This window comes from Pseudomonas sp. Tul2A7, from assembly GCF_054790505.1.
The window spans coordinates 1-19944 of record NZ_CP186499.1 but is presented as its reverse complement, the minus strand read 5'-3'; the positions used below and the strand labels follow the sequence as shown (position 1 = coordinate 19944).

At 57.5% G+C, this 19944-nt stretch carries 23 protein-coding genes and 1 pseudogene; 9 read left to right on the top strand and 15 right to left on the bottom strand.

The genetic code is table 11. The annotated features are described in order from the left end of the window. The first annotated feature begins 127 nt into the window (after positions 1-127). The gene (locus tag ACOYXJ_RS00120; protein ID WP_460367272.1) at positions 128-919 is read left to right on the top strand and encodes a DUF4145 domain-containing protein; all 792 of its coding nucleotides are present in this window, start codon (positions 128-130) and stop codon (positions 917-919) included. Here ACOYXJ_RS00120 and ACOYXJ_RS00115 read toward each other — a convergent pair. The 12 genes and pseudogenes from ACOYXJ_RS00115 to ACOYXJ_RS00060 all read right to left on the bottom strand — a co-directional run bounded on the left by ACOYXJ_RS00115 (position 914) and on the right by ACOYXJ_RS00060 (position 7177). Next, positions 914-1378 carry a phage virion morphogenesis protein gene (locus ACOYXJ_RS00115; protein ID WP_460367270.1) on the bottom strand — a complete coding sequence of 155 codons (465 nt, stop codon included), beginning with the start codon at positions 1376-1378 and terminating at the stop codon, positions 914-916. The two genes, ACOYXJ_RS00120 and ACOYXJ_RS00115, sit on opposite strands and share 6 nt — an antisense overlap. Then, the gene (locus ACOYXJ_RS00110) at positions 1375-1851 is read right to left on the bottom strand and encodes a phage tail protein (protein ID WP_460367268.1); all 477 of its coding nucleotides are present in this window, start codon (positions 1849-1851) and stop codon (positions 1375-1377) included. The genes ACOYXJ_RS00115 and ACOYXJ_RS00110 overlap by 4 nt, the downstream gene beginning before the upstream one ends. Further along, complete coding sequence (gene lysC / locus ACOYXJ_RS00105) at positions 1848-2060, bottom strand: Rz1-like lysis system protein LysC (RefSeq protein ID WP_460367266.1); 213 nt, start codon at positions 2058-2060, stop codon at positions 1848-1850. The genes ACOYXJ_RS00110 and lysC overlap by 4 nt, the downstream gene beginning before the upstream one ends. After that, positions 2026-2370 (bottom strand): annotated as a pseudogene (locus ACOYXJ_RS00100) (Rz-like lysis system protein LysB); the annotation flags it as partial. The pseudogene ACOYXJ_RS00100 and the gene lysC, both read right to left, overlap by 35 nt. A 17-nt stretch (positions 2371-2387) precedes the next feature. Next, complete coding sequence (locus tag ACOYXJ_RS00095) at positions 2388-2594, bottom strand: hypothetical protein (RefSeq protein ID WP_460367264.1); 207 nt, start codon at positions 2592-2594, stop codon at positions 2388-2390. Then, the gene (locus tag ACOYXJ_RS00090) at positions 2591-3433 is read right to left on the bottom strand and encodes an N-acetylmuramidase domain-containing protein (RefSeq protein WP_460367262.1); all 843 of its coding nucleotides are present in this window, start codon (positions 3431-3433) and stop codon (positions 2591-2593) included. The genes ACOYXJ_RS00095 and ACOYXJ_RS00090 overlap by 4 nt, the downstream gene beginning before the upstream one ends. Continuing rightward, the gene (locus ACOYXJ_RS00085; protein ID WP_460367260.1) at positions 3430-3753 is read right to left on the bottom strand and encodes a phage holin, lambda family; all 324 of its coding nucleotides are present in this window, start codon (positions 3751-3753) and stop codon (positions 3430-3432) included. The genes ACOYXJ_RS00090 and ACOYXJ_RS00085 overlap by 4 nt, the downstream gene beginning before the upstream one ends. 45 nt (positions 3754-3798) lie before the next feature. After that, positions 3799-4011, bottom strand: a complete 213-nt coding sequence (locus ACOYXJ_RS00080) for a tail protein X (protein ID WP_160769727.1) — start codon at positions 4009-4011, stop codon at positions 3799-3801. Continuing rightward, positions 4011-4481 carry a head completion/stabilization protein gene (locus tag ACOYXJ_RS00075; protein WP_460367258.1) on the bottom strand — a complete coding sequence of 157 codons (471 nt, stop codon included), beginning with the start codon at positions 4479-4481 and terminating at the stop codon, positions 4011-4013. The genes ACOYXJ_RS00080 and ACOYXJ_RS00075 overlap by 1 nt, the downstream gene beginning before the upstream one ends. A 104-nt stretch (positions 4482-4585) precedes the next feature. Next, a complete protein-coding gene (locus tag ACOYXJ_RS00070) occupies positions 4586-5284 on the bottom strand; it encodes a phage terminase small subunit (protein WP_460367256.1) in 699 nt (232 codons plus the stop codon). Positions 5285-5295: 11 nt separating this feature from the next. Next, positions 5296-6303 (bottom strand): phage major capsid protein, P2 family, encoded by a 1008-nt coding sequence (locus tag ACOYXJ_RS00065; RefSeq protein ID WP_086793274.1) that lies wholly within the window; start codon positions 6301-6303, stop codon positions 5296-5298. A gap of 43 nt (positions 6304-6346) precedes the next feature. After that, positions 6347-7177, bottom strand: a complete 831-nt coding sequence (locus ACOYXJ_RS00060) for a GPO family capsid scaffolding protein (RefSeq protein ID WP_460367253.1) — start codon at positions 7175-7177, stop codon at positions 6347-6349. Positions 7178-7346: 169 nt separating this feature from the next. Here ACOYXJ_RS00060 and ACOYXJ_RS00055 point away from each other — a divergent pair, with 169 nt between their 5' ends. The 4 genes from ACOYXJ_RS00055 to ACOYXJ_RS00040 all read left to right on the top strand — a co-directional run bounded on the left by ACOYXJ_RS00055 (position 7347) and on the right by ACOYXJ_RS00040 (position 12172). Then, on the top strand, positions 7347-9104 hold the full coding sequence (locus ACOYXJ_RS00055; RefSeq protein WP_460367251.1) for a terminase ATPase subunit family protein: 1758 nt from the start codon (positions 7347-7349) through the stop codon (positions 9102-9104). 11 nt (positions 9105-9115) lie between these two features. Further along, on the top strand, positions 9116-10126 hold the full coding sequence (locus tag ACOYXJ_RS00050; RefSeq protein ID WP_460373072.1) for a phage portal protein: 1011 nt from the start codon (positions 9116-9118) through the stop codon (positions 10124-10126). A gap of 1370 nt (positions 10127-11496) precedes the next feature. After that, on the top strand, positions 11497-11793 hold the full coding sequence (locus ACOYXJ_RS00045) for a hypothetical protein (protein WP_460367249.1): 297 nt from the start codon (positions 11497-11499) through the stop codon (positions 11791-11793). Positions 11794-11851: 58 nt separating this feature from the next. Further along, entirely contained in the window at positions 11852-12172 is a 321-nt protein-coding gene (locus tag ACOYXJ_RS00040; RefSeq protein WP_095120026.1) for a YbjQ family protein, read from the top strand. A gap of 60 nt (positions 12173-12232) precedes the next feature. On the opposite strand, the gene ACOYXJ_RS00035 is transcribed toward ACOYXJ_RS00040, so the two are convergent. Next, the gene (locus ACOYXJ_RS00035) at positions 12233-12517 is read right to left on the bottom strand and encodes a hypothetical protein (protein ID WP_095120027.1); all 285 of its coding nucleotides are present in this window, start codon (positions 12515-12517) and stop codon (positions 12233-12235) included. 240 nt (positions 12518-12757) lie between these two features. On the opposite strand from ACOYXJ_RS00035, the gene ACOYXJ_RS00030 reads away from it, so the two are divergent. The 4 genes from ACOYXJ_RS00030 (at position 12758) to ACOYXJ_RS00015 (ending at position 14486) form a co-directional block, all read left to right on the top strand. Continuing rightward, positions 12758-12946 (top strand): hypothetical protein, encoded by a 189-nt coding sequence (locus ACOYXJ_RS00030; protein ID WP_095120116.1) that lies wholly within the window; start codon positions 12758-12760, stop codon positions 12944-12946. Positions 12947-13268: 322 nt separating this feature from the next. Then, positions 13269-13640 (top strand): hypothetical protein, encoded by a 372-nt coding sequence (locus ACOYXJ_RS00025; RefSeq protein WP_038366883.1) that lies wholly within the window; start codon positions 13269-13271, stop codon positions 13638-13640. Positions 13641-13777: 137 nt separating this feature from the next. Beyond that, positions 13778-14197, top strand: coding sequence for a YMGG-like glycine zipper-containing protein (locus ACOYXJ_RS00020; RefSeq protein ID WP_007914081.1), 420 nt, complete (start codon positions 13778-13780; stop codon positions 14195-14197). 121 nt (positions 14198-14318) lie between these two features. Continuing rightward, the gene (locus ACOYXJ_RS00015) at positions 14319-14486 is read left to right on the top strand and encodes a hypothetical protein (protein ID WP_007914082.1); all 168 of its coding nucleotides are present in this window, start codon (positions 14319-14321) and stop codon (positions 14484-14486) included. Positions 14487-14787: 301 nt separating this feature from the next. Here ACOYXJ_RS00015 and ACOYXJ_RS00010 read toward each other — a convergent pair whose 3' ends face one another. Next, complete coding sequence (locus ACOYXJ_RS00010) at positions 14788-15141, bottom strand: Imm50 family immunity protein (protein WP_224795163.1); 354 nt, start codon at positions 15139-15141, stop codon at positions 14788-14790. A 41-nt stretch (positions 15142-15182) separates the two neighbouring features. Further along, positions 15183-19907, bottom strand: a complete 4725-nt coding sequence (locus ACOYXJ_RS00005) for an RHS repeat-associated core domain-containing protein (protein ID WP_460380867.1) — start codon at positions 19905-19907, stop codon at positions 15183-15185. Positions 19908-19944 lie beyond the last annotated feature (37 nt).

Sequence of the window (19944 nt, the reverse complement as noted above, 5' to 3'; positions counted from 1 at the left end):
ATGGTGGCGCCACGCGTGCGCAAGCGCAGCTTTGTCAACTTGTAGCAAGCTTGGTTACAGTCCAGTAATGTGCTGCTGTGGCCGACGGGGTAACCATTTTCACGGTTCAGAAATCAAAGGAATGTAAATGAAATATATCTCACCATCTATACAAGAAACTGCATTCAACTGTCCGCACTGTGGGGCACTTGCAAAACAGTTTTGGTCAAATTTGTTCATTGATGTTTACTCTGACGATAAGCCACTTCCTAGACTCATTGACAAGGCTTTTCTTGATGGGTTGGATCTTAGCGATATTAAGGATACTGCTGAGCGAGAAAAGCTTCATTCTTTGTTTGTGCAGCTGGCAGAAGGCACGCCTTTTATCGATGTTAAGGATGATGGCACGTATTTGAGGCGTCAGATTAGGAATTGCAACGTCAGTAATTGCTTTAACTGTAAAAAAATCTCTATTTGGATATACGATAAATTAATGTATCCAGTTGTTGGTAATATTGTTCCCGCTAACTCTGATATGTCTGAAGATATCAGGCGTGATTATGAAGAGGCTGGATCGATTCTAAATCAATCACCTCGTGGTGCTGCAGCTCTTTTGAGACTTGCCATTCAAAAGCTTTGCAAAGAACTGGGGCAGCCTGGTGAAAACATTAACGAAGATATTAAATCGCTCGTTGCAGCTGGATTGGATGCCAGGGTTCAGCAATCGCTTGACGCCGTGCGTGTTATTGGTAACTCAGCTGTCCACCCTGGGAAAATTGATATCCGGGATGATCGTGCAACTGCTGAAGCCCTATTCAAGCTTCTTAACTTGATTGTTGATAAGACAATTTCCGAACCTAAGCACATTAAAGAAATATATGAATCTTTGCCTCAAAACCTGAGGGAGGCAATTGTGAAGCGCGATACTCCTAAGTCATGAGTTACTTGTGAAATGTGTCAGAAGGCCGTCGCGGATCAAATCTATATCCGCGTCGATGAAGCCAAGTAACTCTCTTTGTTCGTACCGCACATCGGGTGCACCGCGTTCGGCTCTGTCCTTCAAGCCGTACTGGTGCACCCTAGCAATTCGGGCAATCCGTCCTGTAAAACCGACGCTAATACTGTTTCCGTCGCCTTTGACTTTCAAAAAGCTCGCAGTGCGCAGCTTCTGAAACATCTGTACCTTGCGCTTCACCCGTCCTTTTTTCCCTCGTAGGTTGCGCTGCTTTCTCGGCGCATATTTACTGCTGTCCGGGTTGCGCTGGGCGATAATTCGCTGTTGCTGGCTGCGACGCAGGGCCTGGCCAATGTTGCGGGCCAGCTTGTTGCGCGATGCCGGTTCCAGTTGGCCCAGTAGGCCGGCGGCCCAATCCTCCAGCGTTTCCAATCGGTTGGTCATTTCGGCAGTACCCATTCGCTACCGGTACCCTGCGCTCCTGGTATCCAGTTTGGATCGAGAAAGTCAACCGCCCGTTGCGGCTCGCCGGGATGTCGAATGGTAGTGTTGCCCTGGTCATCCTTGCCCACCACCACACGTTCAGTCAGCGGCAGCGTCAGGCTCATATCCACTTTGCTGTTGTCGAGAATGTCAGCCTCGAACTGGATGCCGTCAGCGGCCTTGCTCAGATTCTCCAGCAGCTCGGACTGGTGAACGCTCAACCAACCAAGCAGCGGCAGCATTACGCTGTCGGGATGGCCGGCGAAGTCGGTAAGGATGACCTGCAGGTCGAAGCTGTACTCGAACGACAGCGTCTGCGCGGCGGTGCAGCGGATCTTGCCGTTGTCGATGAAGATCAACAGTCGGTCGGGGTTGTGCTTGAGTTCGGCCACGGTGGCGAGCAGGTGCGCTTTTAGGCTGTCGGGCTTGTTCATCGTCGGGCCTGCTGGTGTTGGTAAACCATGTCTACTTGGCTCGCACAGTCTGCCCACGCGGCCTCAACGCGATCCTGGTCGGTGAGCTGATCACCGTTACTGCGCGGCTTGGTCGCCGGAAGCGTGCACGGCACCACGGCCGGACAGCCACTGACGATAAGCGTCGGCGCCGGTGAAGGCGGGGCGCTCGCGCAGCCGGCGAGCAGCATCAGGCAAAAGCTGGGCAGCCCAATTGCGTAGATCAGCGTTTTCACGTTTCAGAGCCTCGATGGTGAGTTCGCGCTTCGCCAGGCCTTGGCGCAGTTGATCCTGTTGCGCACGCAGGGTGGTCTGGGCGTTGCGTTCCTGTTTCAGGGTGTCGCGCAAAGCGTTGGCGTTGGCGAGGTTGTGTTCGGCTTGTTCTTGAGCGCGGCTGGCGTCTTGCTCGGCCAGTTGCGTGTCTTTGTTCGCCCCGCTGATGCGCAGCTCCTGACTCCAGATCAGCAGCCCCAGCGCTGCAAGCAATGCAACGCCGAGCATGGCCTGCCGCAGGATGCTCACGCCCGGTACCAGCCAAGCTGATTCATGTCGCCGATGTCCATGCGCTGGATCGGTCCGCGAATGATGATGACTTTGCGCTGAGGGTTCTGGATGCGGAGCGCGTCGCGCAGCTGCACCATGTCCTGCTGATCGCTGTTCTCTGGCACTACCAGCAGATCACCGTCCAGGACATTCAGCCGCTGCACCGCGTCGTAGTCGATCATGCCGCCACCGCCTGCCCGCAACCGCAGTCGTCGTGCCGTTCGCAGGCGCGCTGAAGTTTGATGTCGTACAGGTTTCGCTGGTAGTCCGGTCCGTTGTAGAGCTTGGCGAACTCGGCCCATTTGCGGCCCTTCAGCGCCTTGTGAAGCACTGGATCGGTCTCGATGAAACGGACGAACGCGTCGAATTGCTGCGATTCTCCCGCGCTCATGGCGGCGACAAATTCCTGCACGCTGTTGTAGCCCAGGCGCTGCCAGTGAAAGCCCATGATCTGGAACGCGCCCCACGATGCGGACTCCAGCGCGGCGGTGTCGTCGATCAGGCGAGCGGTCGCCAGGCGCTGGTGTTCGGCGCTGCCACCGGCATAGCCGCCGGATTTCGGATTGACGATGGCCGGGTTGGTTGCGGCCAACTGATCAGCGTGGCGTTTGAGCGCGGCGGGGTCGTCGCCTTCGTGCCGAACCTTCGCCAGCTGGCGATACATGATGTGCCGTTCGAACAGGATTACCGGTTTGCCGTTATCGAGAAAGCCACTGCCTTTCGATTCAACTTCATTGACCGCGTACACGCTGGCCAGCGGCACGCCGAGGCGTTCGGCAGCGTTGACCAGGTCGGTGTTCTTCAGCAACTGCTGGCAATCGGTGCCAGCAAGCGCACTTTGTGTCTTGTTGCCGGCGACGCCATCGGCCACCAAACCGATGTTGAGCTGATAGGCGCGCACGGCGTGTTCCGTGGCGTCGCCGTAATCACCATCGACGTTCAGTTTGGCGCCGTGTTGGTTGAGGCTCTTTTGCAGATTGCGCACCGCTTGCGAGCGGTCACCGTGGCGAAGTGTGGTCATAGTTGCCCTACCTTGCGGTTGAAAATCTTCTTGGCGGCCGCGCGAGTGCCCTCGACGCCGAGCAGCCCGATGACGCCTCCGAAGAACGGCGCAGTCGAGGCTGGAATCCCCAGCAGTGACAGCCCGTGACTGGCGGACAGAGCGAGTGCGCCGCAAAGGGGAGCCTCGATCACCATCCGGCGCACGGTGCCGCCGCCGTAGATCACTCGAAGGCTCGCAATGACAACGGCCAGCAGGCCGGAGTAGATGGCGGGCCAGTTCTGTTCGAGCCAGGCGGCGAGCCAGGCCCAGGTGTCGGGACGGTCAGGCATGCGTTTCATTCCATGATCCAGAGTGGTTGGGTTCAAGGGCGCGGTGCGGGCGGTTCAGTCCCATAGGTTCACCATCTGCCGTTGCGGGGCGGCGGCTTGGGCTTCTGGCATTTGCACCAGGAGGCCTTGCGGCAAGGTCGGGCCGTGGTCGGCAAGGCCGGGGTTGGCTTCGAGAACAGCTTCGGTGACACCGGCGGTGCGTCCGTAGTGACGCCAGCACAGGGCATCGACGGTGTCGTTCTGCTGGGCGCGGATGCTGACGGCCATCAAATCAACTCCACGGTGGTGCGGCCGAGGCCGAGGAAGTCGCGCACGGCCCAGCGCTGGTCGCGGCGCAATTCGTCGATGCTCGGACTCAGTTCTTCGGCATTCTGGTTGCCGCTGTTGGTGCTGTCGTAAGAGCGGTAACGCTCGCAGATCTCCGCTCCGGTCGCGGCGTAGATCGCCCGTTGGTAGAGGTGAACGAGTTCAGATTTGTCCTCGATCTGCTCGGCCGGGACGTCCTCGAGGGTGGCGTAGCCTTGGGCCTGTTTGGCGCGGCGCCAAGTGGCGAACTCGCGGTTCACGCTGATGGCGGCGGCGATGGTCGCGGTTTCCAGTCGGATCGGCGTGACGCTGGAGTCGATGCGCAAAGTGCCGCGCACGTCGTCGAGGTCGATCGACGGCCAGAAGGGGTCGGTGTTGATGTGGCCGCTCGGGGCAGGGGCACCGGTGCCGCCGGCTATGAATCCGCTCATGAATCTGCGCTCTGTTGTAGGTCGCCGGTGGTCGGGGCTTCATGTTCAGGAGGAGCGGCCTGGCCGATCCGCCCCGAGCCGGCGGGGTGCGTGGGGACGCTCGGTTAGCTGCCAGCGGCAGCAAGTTTGTTGAGCAGGCGTTCGGCCCGCTCCAGATCCTTTTTGCCACCGCAGGCGTCGTGCAGGTCGATGGCTTTTTTCAGCAAGTCGATGCCGGCTTGTACCTGACCCGGTTGGCCGGGCTTTTCGTCGGTGATGCCTTCTAGCGTTGCGCGCCCCATGGCGAGGAACAGCTTGGCGCGTGCCTGGTCGGGCATGTCTTCGGCGTCGGTCAGTTCCGCGGTGCGGTGCAGGACGGCCAGGTCGAAAGGCTCGCCGACCTTCTGCGACTTGAACGCGGCGGTCGCGACTTCTTCGGCGACCAGACAGCCCAACGTGCGGGCGAAGCGGTCCGGCATGACCATCTTGTGTTGCAGCACGTACTGGGCGATATCGAGGCCACCGGTGAAGTCGCCGGCGTCGAAGCGCCAGACCATGATGGTGGTCAGCACTTCGTCCTGGGCACCTTGGCCGGCGTCCAGCACGCCTTGCACGTAGGGAATGTACTCAGGCAACAGCTGACGCTTGAGTTCGGCCTTGCCCTGATTCGATTGCACCTGTTTCAGGCGCAGGCGATCTTGCAGCAACTGGTTGAGCTGATGTTCGTAGGCCGTGGCGCCGGCCATGGTTTGCGTGGGTTCAATGGCTGCCGCCTCCTTGGCGGCAGTGACGCGTTGAAAATGACGACGGCAAGGGTTGGTCATGGTCGTCGCCCTCAAGCCAAGGTGATGTTTTCGGCCATGGCCGCACAGCCAAGGTCTTCGATCACATAGCTTTCGTTGACCGATTCGAAGTTCTCGATGCGGTCGCGTTTGGCGTTGTCGACGACGGTGCGGCGTCGGGTACCTTCCTGCCAGTAGATCGACAGGTTGTCGAGGCGAGTGACCAGCAGGCCGTTAGGCGGGAAGTGCGGTACCCGCACGGCCGGCAGATTGCCCAGACGTTTCTGGCTGGTCACGATGTCGGCAGCCAGCATTTCAGTAGGTGCCTGCGTTTTGTTGATGATCGGGAAGTACTTGTCTGCCAACAGCTGACGGCCGCAGATGACCACCAGATCGGTGTCTTCCTGATACCACGGGTCAATAAACTCGTTGACCATGCTGACAACCAGCGCATCGATATTTTCGAAGTCCTTACCGGCTCCGATTTCGATTTTGCCGCTGCCAGCTGCTACCTCGGCCATGACGCGGGCTTCGTTTTCGGTGCGCATTTTTTGCAACCAACCGATGTTGACGTCCTGCAACAGCGGGTTGGTGGCTGGGTTCGACGTGGCGGCGCGGCTGGTACCGTTCCAGCCGATCATGATCCGGTTGAGTGCCTGGGCTTTGATGATCGCGTCGCGGATACGCGCCTGGAAGTCTTTGAACTTCGCCCACTGATCCAGCTTCTGGTAACGCAGGCCGGTATCGAAGTTGGTTTGCGTGCAGGTATACCCGCGATTGTCCAGGCTGCTCGGGTCACGGGGTTCGCGATCCTTCACGGTGGTGTCGGTGGTGCTCGCAATCGTGCCATCGATACCGATGCCGATTTTCTCGCCGGACTGCTCGGATACGCCGTAAATGTTGATCGAGCTGAGGAACGAACTGGATTCCTGAATACGCGTTTCCAGCGTCTGGGCAACGCTCGGTGCGGCGGTGAATTTGGTGGTGACGTCGCTCACGCCGTGCAGCTGAGCAAGCTGTTGCAGGTAAGCGTTGAACAGAACTCGTGTGTCGTTACGCATGGTGATCGTCCTTCGTTTTTCGGGGCTTTGGTGGGGCTGACTGTCAGCAGTCGGTCACGACCGAGTTATCGCCGCCGGTAATCGGAGGGCGCGTCTTTTGGTTGTGGTCTTGGGTGGTGGAGAGCTTGGTCTTCAACTCGGTGAAGTCCTTGCTCAATTGATCCAGTCGGGTACTCAGGCCTGCGGAGAATTTCTTTTCGGCGGTCAGTTGGTCCGGCAGGTCCTTGACGTGTTCGGCGACGGCTTCGACCGCATCACTGATCTGGGAAAACTCGCTGTCGTCCTTGGTCTGTTTGCCTTTGAGCAAGTTTTGCACCTTGCTGAAAAGCTGGGCGCCGATGCTCGGCTTTTCCTCGATCTCTTCGAATGTCAGCTCGGTTTCGACCGCCTCGGTGAACATCGAGGTCGCGGAGTAATGGCGATCCTTGAACGGATTGGCTTCGGGTTTTTGAACGGAGAACGCGAGGACGTCGGTACCCAGGCTGGCAGGCGAGTCGGTCACCGCCAGACCAACGATGTACGCCTCACCTGTATCGGAAAAGCTGTCGTCGATTTCGATGGAGGTGTAAATCTTTTGCTTCGCCTTGTTCATGGCGATCAGTTCAGGCGTCGGCTCAACCTGGGCGAACAGCGCCAGTTTCTTCTGGCCGTTCATGTCCACTTCTTCGGTCTTCACTGCCAGCACGTCGCCGTAGGCCTTGAACGGACTGTCGGGCAGCACGCTGCGGTAATGTTCCAGCCAAATGCGGGCGCCATAGGTGGACGGGTTGAAGTTCTTCGCGGCCTGTTCCAGCCAGCTGCGTTTGATGGTGCGCTTGTCTGAGGTAGCTCCCTCGACGGCGACGCGGAACCAGTTGCTGCGAAATTTCTTCATGCCGGGAATCCTCATTGCGTAGGGCGCCTGCTGTTGGCTGAGCAGTGCGTTGCGATGAGGGGCATGGTCGTGACGCGCGCGAGTTGCGGCAATGAGGCGGGACTGTAAGGGCGGGGGCTACAAGGGGCGGTGCTGTTGAGTCGCGGTCGCGGGCGGCAGCATCGCGGCCATGACTACGACCGCACTGCTGCCCATCGATCCGCGCCGCCAATCCAAGTTCCTCTACTGGATGGGTTGGCGCATCTGCGAGATTGCCGAGGCTACGGGCGAAAAGGAAAAAACGCTACACAGCTGGAAGGCTCGCGACGAGTGGGACCGGGCCGACAACGTCGAGCGTATCGGCGGGGCACTGGAAGCGCGGTTGGTGCAGTTGATCCTCAAGGACAATAAGAGCGGCGGCGACTTCAAAGAGATCGACCTGCTGCACCGGCAGTTGGAGCGCCAAGCGCGGATCCAGCGCTTTCAGGTGGGCGGTAGCGAAACCGACCTCAACCCGAATCTGGCGAAACGCAACGCCGAGCCGAAGAAAAAGGCCGTTAAGAACGAGATTGACGAAGACCAGATCGAGCTGCTGCGTGAGGCCTTCATCGATGGCTGTTTCGATTATCAGAAAGACTGGTACCGGGCTGGCAATCAGCGAACCCGCGTCATCCTCAAGAGCCGGCAGATTGGCGCGACTTACTACTTCGCCCGCGAGGCGTTCATCGATGCGCTGGACACCGGGCGCAACCAGATTTTCCTGTCGGCCTCAAAGAACCAGGCCTATTTGTTCCGGGGCTACATTCAGGCGTTCTGCCGTGAGGTGATCGGCGTCGAGCTGACTGGCGATCCCATCGTTTTGCCCAACGGCGCCGAGCTGTTTTTCCTCGGTACCAACGCCCGTACCGCCCAGGGCTACCACGGCAACTTCTACTTCGATGAGTTCTTCTGGACGTTCAAGTTCGAGGAGTTGAACAAAGTCGCTTCGGGTATGGCGATGCACAAGAAGTGGCGCAAGACTTATTTTTCCACGCCTTCGAGCATGGCCCATGAGGCCTACACCTTCTGGACGGGCGAGCGCTTCAACAAAGGCAAGCCCGCCGCGCAGCATACGGAGGTGGACGTATCCCACGGCGCGCTCCAGCAGGGCCGTTTCTGTGAGGATCGGCTGTGGCGGCAGATCGTCACGATTCTGGACGCAGAGCGGGGTGGGTGTGACCTGTTCGACATCGAGGAGCTGCGCCGGGAGTACAGCCCCGAAGCGTTCGCCAACCTGCTGATGTGCGAGTTCGTCGACGACGGCGCGAGCATCTTCCCGCTAACCCTGTTGCAGTCCTGCATGGTGGATAGCTGGGTCGAGTGGGCCGAGGACTACAAACCTTTCGCCATGCGCCCGTTCGGCGACCGTCAGGTTTGGATCGGTTACGACCCGGCCGAGACGGGCGACTGCTCGGGCATGGTTGTAGTCGCGCCGCCGCTGGTGCCGGGAGGCAAGTTCCGCATCCTGGAACGCCACCAGTTCCGCGGTATGGACTTCGCCGCGCAGGCCGCATTTATCAAGAGCGTCTGCAACCGTTACTGGGTGACCTACATCGGCATCGACGTCACCGGCCTGGGCAGCGGCGTGGCTCAGCTGGTGCGCCAGTTCTTCCCAGCGATCACTACTTTCAGCTACTCGCCCGAAGTCAAAACCCGCCTGGTACTCAAGGCCTACGACGTGATCCACAAGGGCCGGCTCGAATTCGATGCTGGCTGGACCGACATGGCCCAGTCGCTGATGGCGATCCGCAAAACCGTCACCGCCGGCGGACGCCAGTACACCTACACCGCCGGCCGCAACGACAACACCGGCCACGCCGACCTGGCCTGGGCGCTCTTCCACGCATTGCACCACGAACCGCTTGAGGGGCAGACCACTGCCAACACCGGGCGTATGGAGATTTACTGATGACCGAACAAATGGCCAACCAGACGTTGCCCGCGACCACACCCGCCACAGGCGCCGGGACTCAGGTGTTTTCCTTCGGCGAGCCGACGCCGGTGCTGGGGGGGCGGGAGGTTCTCGACTATCTGGAGTGCTGGTTCAACGGGCGGTGGTATGAGCCGCCGCTGTCGCTGGATGGGCTGGCCCGGTCGGTGGGGGCGAGCGTGCATCTACATTCGGGATTGATGTTTAAGCGGAACCTGTTGAGCAAGACGTTTATCCCGCATCCGCTGTTGTCACGGGCTTCGTTTGAGCAGTTTTCCTTGGACTTTTTGTGTTTGGGCAATGGGTACTTGGAAGGGCGCCGCTCGCGATTGGGTGGGGTTAGGAAGCTGGAAACGCCGTTGGCCAAGTACATGCGCGCCGGGCCGGATGGGCAGTTTTACCAAGTGCGTGGGTGGAAGGATGAACACGCGTTTGAGCCGGACAGCATTTTTCACCTGCGTGAGGCGGATCTGCATCAGGAGATTTATGGGCTGCCGGAGTGGATCAGTGCTTTGCAGTCGGCGTTGCTGAACGAGTCGGCGACGCTCTTTCGGCGCAAGTACTACGAGAACGGCAGTCATGCCGGGTTCATCTTGTACATGACGGATGCGGCGCAGACTGAGGCTGATATTGATGCGTTGCGTAAGGCGCTGAAGGAATCGAAGGGGCCGGGGAATTTCCGGAATTTGTTCGTGTACTCGCCGACCGGTAAGAAGGACGGCATTCAGTTAATTCCGGTGAGCGAGGTGGCGGCGAAGGATGAATTCAACTCTATCAAGAATCAGACTCGTGATGATGTTCTGGCGAGCCTGCGCATTCCGCCACAGCTGATGGGCATTGTGCCGCAGAACGCGGGTGGGTTCGGGTCGATCAGGGAGGCGACGCAGATATATGCGTCCAACGAGCTGGAACCCATTCAGACGCGAATGACTGAGTTGAATCATTGGCTAGGGGAGGAGGTTTTGCGTTTCAAACCCTATGAAATCGCGGGGGAGGCCTAAGAAGGCTATCTTCGAAAAAGAGAAGTCTTGCTAGGCATGACCATAGGGTCATGCGAGTTGTAGTCGACCAATGCGATATGTGAATCGTTGAATTTCTGAAAATGGACTACGTAATTCGACGTTTTATACCCGCCTGCCGGGTTGCGACAACTATTCCAGCGGGGATAGCCGATATGAACATGCCAAAGTCTATGTCGCTTAGCAAAAGCGATCTTAACCTGACGGTTGGGGTCTGAATGAGGAACGTTGTCGTTGGGCCCTTTTTTTCCTATAAACGTGCGAAGACCATTCGTCTCGAAGTGGAATACAAATTCCTCAATGAGGTCTTGCTCTTCTTGGGAAAGATTTATAAAAAGGCTAGTGAAATGTTCGCTGAATTCTACTTGGTTCGGCATTTAGTGGCGTTCTCGCGCATCCATTCACGAAAGCTTTCGCGTGGCATACCTTCAGGCATAACGAAGCGCTGCCCCTCCTCGATAGCTTTTCTCATGCGCGTGATGTCGAAATTGACCTCCTCTGACGAAGGGTCATGCGGTGCTGGCTGGTATTCTCTTTTCATGATCCTTGCACCCACTGGGTGATTGTGGCTCTACGCCTGAAACAGACAGCCATAATTTATGGTGACGATTTCACTGAAGGTATAGTCTTTGATCGCCTGCGCAACCTAAAAGTTAATGGTGCAGACGAATATCCCGACGGAAGGTCAATTCGCCATCAGCTCTGAAAGCAGCTTAGCATCTCGGCTTTCCCTTCCTACAGTCGCCTCTCTGAAGCCATTCGAATTCGTGTGATGTTGCGATTAGCTGCCCCCTGAGGCGGCTTTTTTCGTTAATGAAACAAGCCAGACGTGATCCGTTATTCGAGGCCATAGGCGTGCTTCAAACCTGGCGCGCGCCGTCATCCCCCCACCTCGCCTGCGGGCTAAATGGGTCTTTTTTTCCGCAGCCCTGCGATCCGCTGAGCGCAGCCACGGCTGGGCTTTGTGATACTGAATGAATGAGACAAAAAGCCTGCGAATCCCTGCGAAGGGTAGGGCACCCGATGCGTTTTACCAGGGTCGTTAGTTCGTCAGACATGGGGCACCGTCAGGCGCTGATTTTCAGGAGCGCAGTCGGAAAAAAGTAATGTGGTAATTCGCATATCGGTAGATCGCTGAAAGCCCAGTATTCATTGGCTTTGCTGGATTACTTCAGAAAGTAATTTTGAGTAATGGAAAAAGTAATGTGAGCGTAAGTGACTGATTTATAAGGGGGGGATAAATAAAAAAATTACTTCCTTAAAAGGTAATAACCTTACCTATACATTACTTTAAAATTACCTTGTGCCGATCCCTCGCAGGCCAGTTAAATCAAGGCTCTCAGGCCGGTCAGTTGATTAAGTTACCGAAATTACCTTTTTCCGATGCCGCTCCCAAAAAAAAGATTTCCCTCTATGGCCCTTGGCGTATTCGACTGCCGCGCAAACTCATGGGACCGCCGTGGGACCGCTTGCGCGCTAACTATCGTCCTGAAACCCTTATAAACCGGGGGGCGATGTCGCGAAAATCGCAATCGGGCGGTTTCGAATCTCTCCTTCACCGCCACATTCAGTACACAAAACCCCTGATTTCGAAAGAAGTCAGGGGTTTTGTGGTTTCTGGCATCTGGATTTTATTGGCTGTGCAGTGATGTCTGCTGTGACCGAATACAATTGCGGGCTTATTTATCAGTAAAGGGACGACATTTCATGATCATTTCCACCACTCACACCATCGAAGGCCGGCAGATCACTGCATATCTGGATATTGTCAGTGCCGAGTCGGTGCAGGGGGTCAATGTGATCCGTGACATGTTTGCCGGTATGCGCGATTTTTTCGGGGGGCGTTCGCAGACGCTGGAGCGGGCGTTGAAGGAGGCGCGTATTCAGGCGACTGAGGAAATCAGGGAGCGGGCGCGTGCTCTGCAGGCGGACGCGGTGGTCGGAGTGGACTTCGAGATCAGCATGCCCGGCGGCAAGGGTGGGATGGTTGTGGTGTTTGCGACGGGGACGGCCGTGAAGTTGCGCTGAATGTTGATCGCCAGGCAAGTGAGCCCATCCAGATAATGAATGGGCTCTTTTTCTATGCCATCAGCCCTGTGGCTTGAGGATCACAGCGCCTTTAGCGTCATAGGTCAGCGGCGTGTCGATGGCGACAAGCGCAGGTGTGTCGGAAGGTTGACTCGGTTGCACCGGCTGGCTTGGATGGTAAATGACGCCAGGCTGCAGAACCGGCGTATCGGGGCCCGGATATTTGATGGTGATTTCACCGGAAGCGATCTTTTCCTTGAATTTTTCCGCCCCGGCTTTGCCGGCTGCGATTTGTTCGTCCGTGAGCTTTACGACGGGTAGATTCGGGAATCCGTTGATTTGCATGTTCTCTCCTTGAGATTCATTTGTATGAAAAAGGGCAACGGCCTGTCTCCGGAATTCTTTAGTAATGCGGGACCAACGGCTCATCGTAGAGTTTGATTTTTGTAGGCCATTCGTCGGGCTTCAGCTGATATGAACAACAAGTCCAGGAATGACCGACTAGTCTCAAAAGCCATGGAGGTCGATATTTTTTCAGGCAAAAGGTTTTTTGCCGGTCTCGGCCTGTTACGAAGGGGCGAAGATATGACTGATCCGTATATCGAAGACGATGGCGCTGAATTTTCCTTCAACAACTGCGTACGGTGCGGCCAGACCGAGTACCAGTCAGGTTTTGGCGAGGATCCGGTGCAGATCGGCAAAATCAAATCCACGGCACCGAAAGGACCGAAGGCGAAATTTCTCCCCAAGGTCACCCCGCGAGCCAGAAAATAATCTTTGTCTGAATAACCCCGTCATCGAGCGGGGTTTTTTATGACTGTGCGTGTGAAGAAATTTCTTACAGTTGATGACGGCAAATCAATTTGCTTTCACAAACTTTTCACGTCTACCGCAGTAGGGTGAAGCCATCCGTTAGAAAGCAAGTCTCCAGCCCGTCTCCCCAGCGGGCTTTTTTTTGCCTGTCATAAAACCTTTTCCGGAATCGCTGTCCAATCGGCGCCGAGTGCGCGAGGTCTCTGCGTTGGTCTGGACTTTTGCGCGGCGGCAGCATTAAATCCCGGCCCTTTTTGTCATCCCAATTTTTGAGGTTTTCGTCATGCGTTTAACACTGCCTGCTCTGGTTCTGGGGCTTCTGGTTGCTCAAGGTGCAATGGCTGCTGGCGATGGTACTGCGGCGCTGGGCGGTGGTCTGGGTGGCGCGCTGGGTAATGTCGTCGGCCAGAAAATGGGCGGCAGCACTGGCGCGGCCATCGGTGCTGGCGTAGCAGGCGCGGCGGGTAGCGCAATGGCCGCGCGCAAGGGTAGCCGGACCAAAGCGGCGATTGGCGGCGGCGTTGGTGCAGCCGGCGGTTCGGTGATTGGCAACAGCCTGGGCGGCAAGACTGGCGCCACGATTGGCGCAGGTCTGGGCGGTGCGGCTGGTGGCGCGGTGGGCAGCAACTTGTCCAAAGGTCACAAGCGTCACTGAGACTGATCATTTGTCAGAATAAGCCCGGCTCGATGTCGGGCTTTTTCATGGCTGAACGTTTTCCCCGTTCGACTCTCCAATCTTACATAGGCCCATGTCTGGGCGGACTGTCCCGCTTCGGGAACTGTGAGGTTCATATGCGCTTGTCATTATCTGCACTGTTTTTCGGTTTGCTGGTAGCACAAGGGGCGATGGCCGCTGGTGATGGCACCGCCGCTGTGGGTGGCGGCCTGGGCGGCGCGCTCGGTAATGTGGTCGGTGGACAACTCGGTGGCAGTACTGGCGCGGCGGTAGGTGCAGGCGTTGGCGGCGCGGCCGGTAGTGCCGTCGGGGCGAATAAACGCAATCGCACCGAAGCTGCCATTGGTGGTGGTCTCGGCGCGGCGGGCGGCTCGGTCGTCGGCAACAGCCTCGGCGGCTCTACGGGTTCGACCATTGGCGCAGGGTTGGGCGGTGCGGCGGGTGGTGCGGTCGGTAATAACCTCGGTGACGATGGTGGATCTCATTCGGGCGGCGGTCATAAGCACAAGAACAAACATAAAAACCGCCATCATTGATGGTGGGTTAAACGGAAACCCGGCATTTGCCGGGTTTTTTGCATTTGCTCGTCGGACTCCGGAACGATTGTCTGTAGGGCTTTTCGAACGTTTTACACGCCACGAGATGATGAGGTTTGCCATGACTCCCGAGACTGAAGGCAAGGAAGAGAAAGGTTCGAGTGGACTGCCGTTTATCAACGACCCGGGGAATGAGGATCCGGGGTCGTTGATGGATGATGCGACGGTGCCGTTGAATGATTCGGATGAGGCGGATATGGAGTATGAAGAGGACGAGGATGAGCAGTGATCGGATGTTCGTGAAGATTTGAGAGTTTTAATCCGATTTCAAGGGCCTGAGTTCAACAGGTCCTACAGAGGTATTGGTGACTCAAAAAGGCTACTTGTCAGTCATTGGAAGTCGGTGAAGCGAATCCAGGTAGAGGCGATTTTTTTGTTGTGCTAAAAATGTGATGTGTCTGAATCTCAAGTTTGGAGTTTTTAACCTATCTAGGTTTATGCTGAGCTAGTGAATGTTGAACTGGTTTCGGTATATGCATGAAGTTGTTTGATGCCTCCCGGCAACGAGACCACCCGTCGCTCAACGAAATTCAGAAACGCAAGTCTGTTAGATATACGCTAGGTTCTCTCAGTCTTAATGATGACGTGGTGAATGTTATATTCGAAGTGCTTGATACAGCGGAAATCATATACCTGTCCCCAATGCTTTGTATGGATAGATGTAAGTTTTTTTGAGTTGGAATGTTGGATGTCGTCAAATCTCTAATTTCACCGCATGTTAGTCCGATTCGGCACGCATTGTAGCCTATGGTTTCCCATTTTTTCGGGGGGGTGTCCGGAGTTTCTCTAATATCAAATGCCAAGGTCAACGTTGAAAGATTGTTGTCCATGTTTAAAGCAAATAGCTTGATCTCACCAATAGATATATTCCTGCTGAATACCATGTTGAAGAATTTGCTGCCTTCTATCTCATTCCAGTATTTCATTATCGTCCCTTGAATGGATAATGATCGTTCGTGTTTTTTACTTTGCCATTGCGTGTGTCATCCGCGGGTCGTATGTTTATGTGAGGTCCTTGATCTCCTCGATTATTTGTGTCTCCATATTTATGTCCCGCTGAGTGGTCTTGGAGTGTCAATATAAAACCATCCTCTCGGGTGAATCTATATTCTCTGGTTATAATCGGCTTTCCGCTGCTGTCTAGAATGTTATTTCCTTTTCTATCCGTCATGTTGGCATAAGTGAACTGCTTCTGCCTGCCACTTACCTCATCAATTTGAATGTCAGGCTGTTGCCCTTTCGGTATTCCGGCATCAACTTTTGCCTGCCTGAATGCGCCGCGCCTGGAAACCTCTGGGAGCTCAACTTCATCAGGTTTTGGACAATTGATCGATTTTCGACCTTTGGGTGGACAATTGGAACTCAACCCCAACGGATCCACCCACCCCGTCGGATTCGGCACGTACTGGTACTGATTCAGCCCACCGGCCAACTTGATCGGATCCGGCGTCAGATACCGCCCCAGCCTCGGGTCGTAGTACCGGTGGCGGTTGTAATGCAGGCCGCTTTCCCCGTCGAAGTATTGCCCCTGAAAGCGCAGCGGTTGGTTGAGGTAGTCCTCGCCGGCCAGGGTCAGCGCGGCGACTTTGCCGTAGGCGTCGTATTGCGCCGACCAGACGATGTCGCCGCTGTAGTCGGTGAGTTCCTGCGGGGTGCCGAGGTGGTCGAGTTGGTAATAAAACGGGCAGGCTTTTTGCGGGCCTTTGCCATCAAGCAGCGCGAGCGGGCGGAAGGTGCCGGGTTCGTAGACGTAGCTGCGGTATTCGTGTTCGCTGCTTTCGGCGACGAGGTGGTCGCCTTGCCAGAAGAACTCGGTGGTCTCGCCGTTGACGGTTTTGCGGATGCGTCGGCCGAAAGCGTCGTACTTGTAAGACGCGGTCTGGCCGTCGGGGCGGGTCAGGCCGATCAGGCGGTGTTGGCTGTCGTAGCGGTATTCGGTGACGAGTGTTTGTCCGCGACCACGGCGTTCGCGGATCAGGTTGCCGAAGGCGTCGTAGTCGTAGTGGCGGTCGCCCTGCATCAGCAGGCGGTTGCCCTTGATCTGGCTCGGGCCGGGGCGGTCCTGCATCAGCAGGTTGCCGGCCGGGTCGTGGGCGAAGCTTTCCGGCAGTTCGTCGCGTGAGTGATGAACGCGGATCAGGCGATCGAGGGCGTCGTAGCCGTAGGGGCGTTGGCCGTGGCGGCTGTCGGCGATGTGCGCCAGATTGCCGTTGGCGCTGTAGGCATAATCGCGGCGGTACAGTGAATCGTGCTGATGGCCTACAGCGTGGGCGAGTAATCGTCCCTGATCGTCGTAGGCATATTCGCTGAGCAGCAGACCTTGCTGGCGTTGTTGTTCGCGACCCGACTGGTAGACATGCCGGGTCAGCGATGCGCCATTGAGGTCGATGGCGGCCAGCGCCCCGCCCTTGGCGTAGTGATAGTCGAGTTTGCTGTTGTCCGGCAGGCGCATGCGCTGGAGCTGGCCGCAGGCGTCGTAGCTGTAGCGCAGGGTGCCCCAGCCCTGATGTTCGGTGATCAGCCGGTCCTGACGGTCGTACTCGAAGGCCAGCGGGTGTTGCTGACCGTCGTCGACACTGATCAGTCGGCCGAGGCGGTCGTATTGATAAAAAACCTTGAGGCCGTCGGGCAGGGTTTTGGCCAGAAGACGCCCGGCCGCATCGCGCTCATAAGCGGTGAGTAAACAAGAGCCGTCATCACCGAACTCGGTCTTTTCCAGCAGATGGCCGTTGAGGTCATAGGCGTACGCCGTGCGGCGGCCGTCAAAACCGCTTTCCTGACGAATCAACCCGGTCGGCGTGTAGTCCAGCCGATATTTTTCCCCGGATTCGTTTTCGATCTCGGTGAGCAATAACTGCGCATGGTCATAGCGGTACTGCACCCGTGTGCCGTCGGGGTTGATTCGCCGCGAGACCAGGTGCAGGTCGTCGTCATATTCATAACGGGTGATACGCCCCAGCTCATCGCGCTCGGCGGTGACCTGACCGTAGGCGCCGTAGCTGTAGGCGCGGGTGCTGCCGGTAGGAAACGTCGTCTGAATCAGTCGGCCAACCGCATCCCAATGTTGCCGGGTGACTGCACCGTGTTCGTCCGCAGCCGTGGTCCGGCGCCCCAGCGCGTCGTAGGAAAAGCGCCGTACGCCACCGTCGGGCAAGGTTTCTTCGGTCAACTGGCCGAGGGCATTCCACACCAGCCGATGCCGACTGCTGTCCGGGTAGCGGATCGACAGCAACTGACCCCGGGTGTCGTAGTAGTAATGGGTGACCTGACCGTCAGGATCGACCGCTTCGGTGACATCGCCTTCGGCATTGCGCCGATAGATCCACTCCGCGTCACCGCGAGAGCGTTTATGCAGGAAACCGTTGCGATACTCGTAGGACGTTGGCGCGTCAGCCGGCGGAATCAGCGCAATCAGCCGTCCGACTTCGTCGTAGCGGTATTCGGTGACCGCGCCCAAGGCATCCTGCTCGGCGATCAACCGCCCCGCATCGTCATACGCCTTGAGCTGCTCGCCACCATCCGCCGAGACTTTACGCACCAGCCGCGCCCGTTCGTCGTGGACGTAGGTTTCTTCGGTGCCATCGACGTAATGCACCGCGACGCTGCCGTCGTCCTTCCAGACGTAGCGCGTGTCCATCTGCGAAAACGACGCCCAGTGGCGCACGCAACGCGCCGCTTTCCCCGAACGCTCCCACTCCCAGAAGAAACTCGCGCCGCCGGCTAGTTGCCGCTGCAGAATCACGTGGGCGTCGTCGTAGTCGTAACGCTCGCTGTCACCGACGGCGTTGGTCGCTTCGATCAGGTGCCGATAAGGGTCGTAGCGGTAACTGACCAGCGCTTGTTCAGTTACCCACTCCGCGTTCTGAAAAACCTGGTAATCCACACCCAGCAACTGCGCCCGGTCATATCGCAACAGCAGCGAACGCCCGGCGCCGTTGTCCAGTCGCTGTACCCGGTCAGAGCGATCGCGCTGCACCGTCAGACGATTGCCATAGGCATCGCTGATCGCCGTCAGTCGTCCTGCACGAAAGTGATAAAACCGCGCTGTTTCCCCGGCCAGCGCGAGGATCAGTTCTTCCGGTTCATCGCCAAGGAAAATCGCCGCCCGCGACAGGCTGTTGTGAATCGCCGGTCGTTCAACGCTCGGCAACGGAAAACGGGTACGCCGGTTTTCGTGATCGACCCAAACAACCTCATCAGCGAAAAACTCCAGCCGATGCGCCAGCGAATGGCTCCAGCCAAACCCCAGCCCGATATCGATCTCGGCGGCGCTGGAGCGATACAACCGCGTGAACTCAAACGGCAACACGCCATCGAGCACCGCATCGCTCAGGGTCAGCAGTTCTTCACCGGTGACCATCGACACCGGGCAGCCATTGGTGCAGGTGAAGGGCACGCAATCGGCGCTGTCACCGTTGGGATTTTTCGCCTGATCCGGCGAATCGTCGTGAGGTTCATGCCGTTCCAACCGGCTCGAAGCGCCAGACTTGTCCCGCACAACAGGCGCCGGATTCGGCACCGTCAACACCAGCGAATCGGCCTGACGAATGTTCAGCGGTATCGCCGGTGTCGGTTTCAACTCAACGTCGCGCACATTGAGCATCAGCGGCTTCAAAACGCTGGCATGCCGCGTCAAATCCGCCGAGGACGTCAGTTCGGCCAAGCGCAAAGCCGAGGCCGCCAACCACTCCCGAGCGCGTGGTGACTTGACCTTCGCCAGCACTTTGCTGCTCAGGCGCACCGGCACGCCGACGCCACCCGACAACGCCGTCAGCAGAAAACCGATCAGCAGTTCGGCCCGAACCTCGGCCACCACTTCAGCCAGGTGCTGCGGTGGCAGCATCTTCAGCCAACTGCTAAATGCGGCCATATGAATGAACAGCAACGGTTCGTCACTGAGGATCAGCAAGCCGTTGGCAATGGCGTCGCTGGAAGCATTCAACAACGCCTCAAGCTCGGCCTCGCTGAGGTATTCCAGCAATTTTTCGGTGTTGGCCTGCAGGTCGGCGAGGAGGGCGAATACCTGTTTAATGTCGTCCCAGACGCCATTCAGGGCTTTCTCGAACCCGCGCCAGTCGGCCTGTTGCAACTGACCGTAACGCTGAAGAAACCCGGCGCTGGAAAACTCCGTCCACTGTGGTTGAAACCCTGCCCACTCCGCGCGCAGCCAGCCTTCCAGGCCTGCAATGACGCCTTCATAAGAGGCATACAGCGCACGCACATGGTCGGTGGACACATCGGGAAAGAAGGTGATGCGATAACGCTGGCCCCGATCGCAATCGGTCACCTGCAGAATGCCGCTGGGGCCGATGGTGTAACGCAGCGGCTCGCCGAAAGTCAGCACACCGCCGACATCGGCAAGCACCGGTTCGAGCGTCACCGGGGTGTTGCCGATCGGCACAAACCGCGCGGCCTCGAACATATGCACCAGCGTCAACGCCCCGCTGGCCGAGCACATGACCACCGATGAGCTGAGCGGTTGGCGCGACTTGATCGGCGCGCTGAGGCGCACGTCGTTGCCGACGGTGAAGACCTGCTCGACATCCAGCGCCGTCCCGGTCCAGAACTGTTCGGCCCAGGCGTCGTAGTTGTTCAGGCACAGGCGGAACTCGCGGATCAGGTTGTCAAAATCCGGTTCATCGGGATTCAAAGCAGCAACAACGAGCAGGCCGATGCTGTTGTTCAGA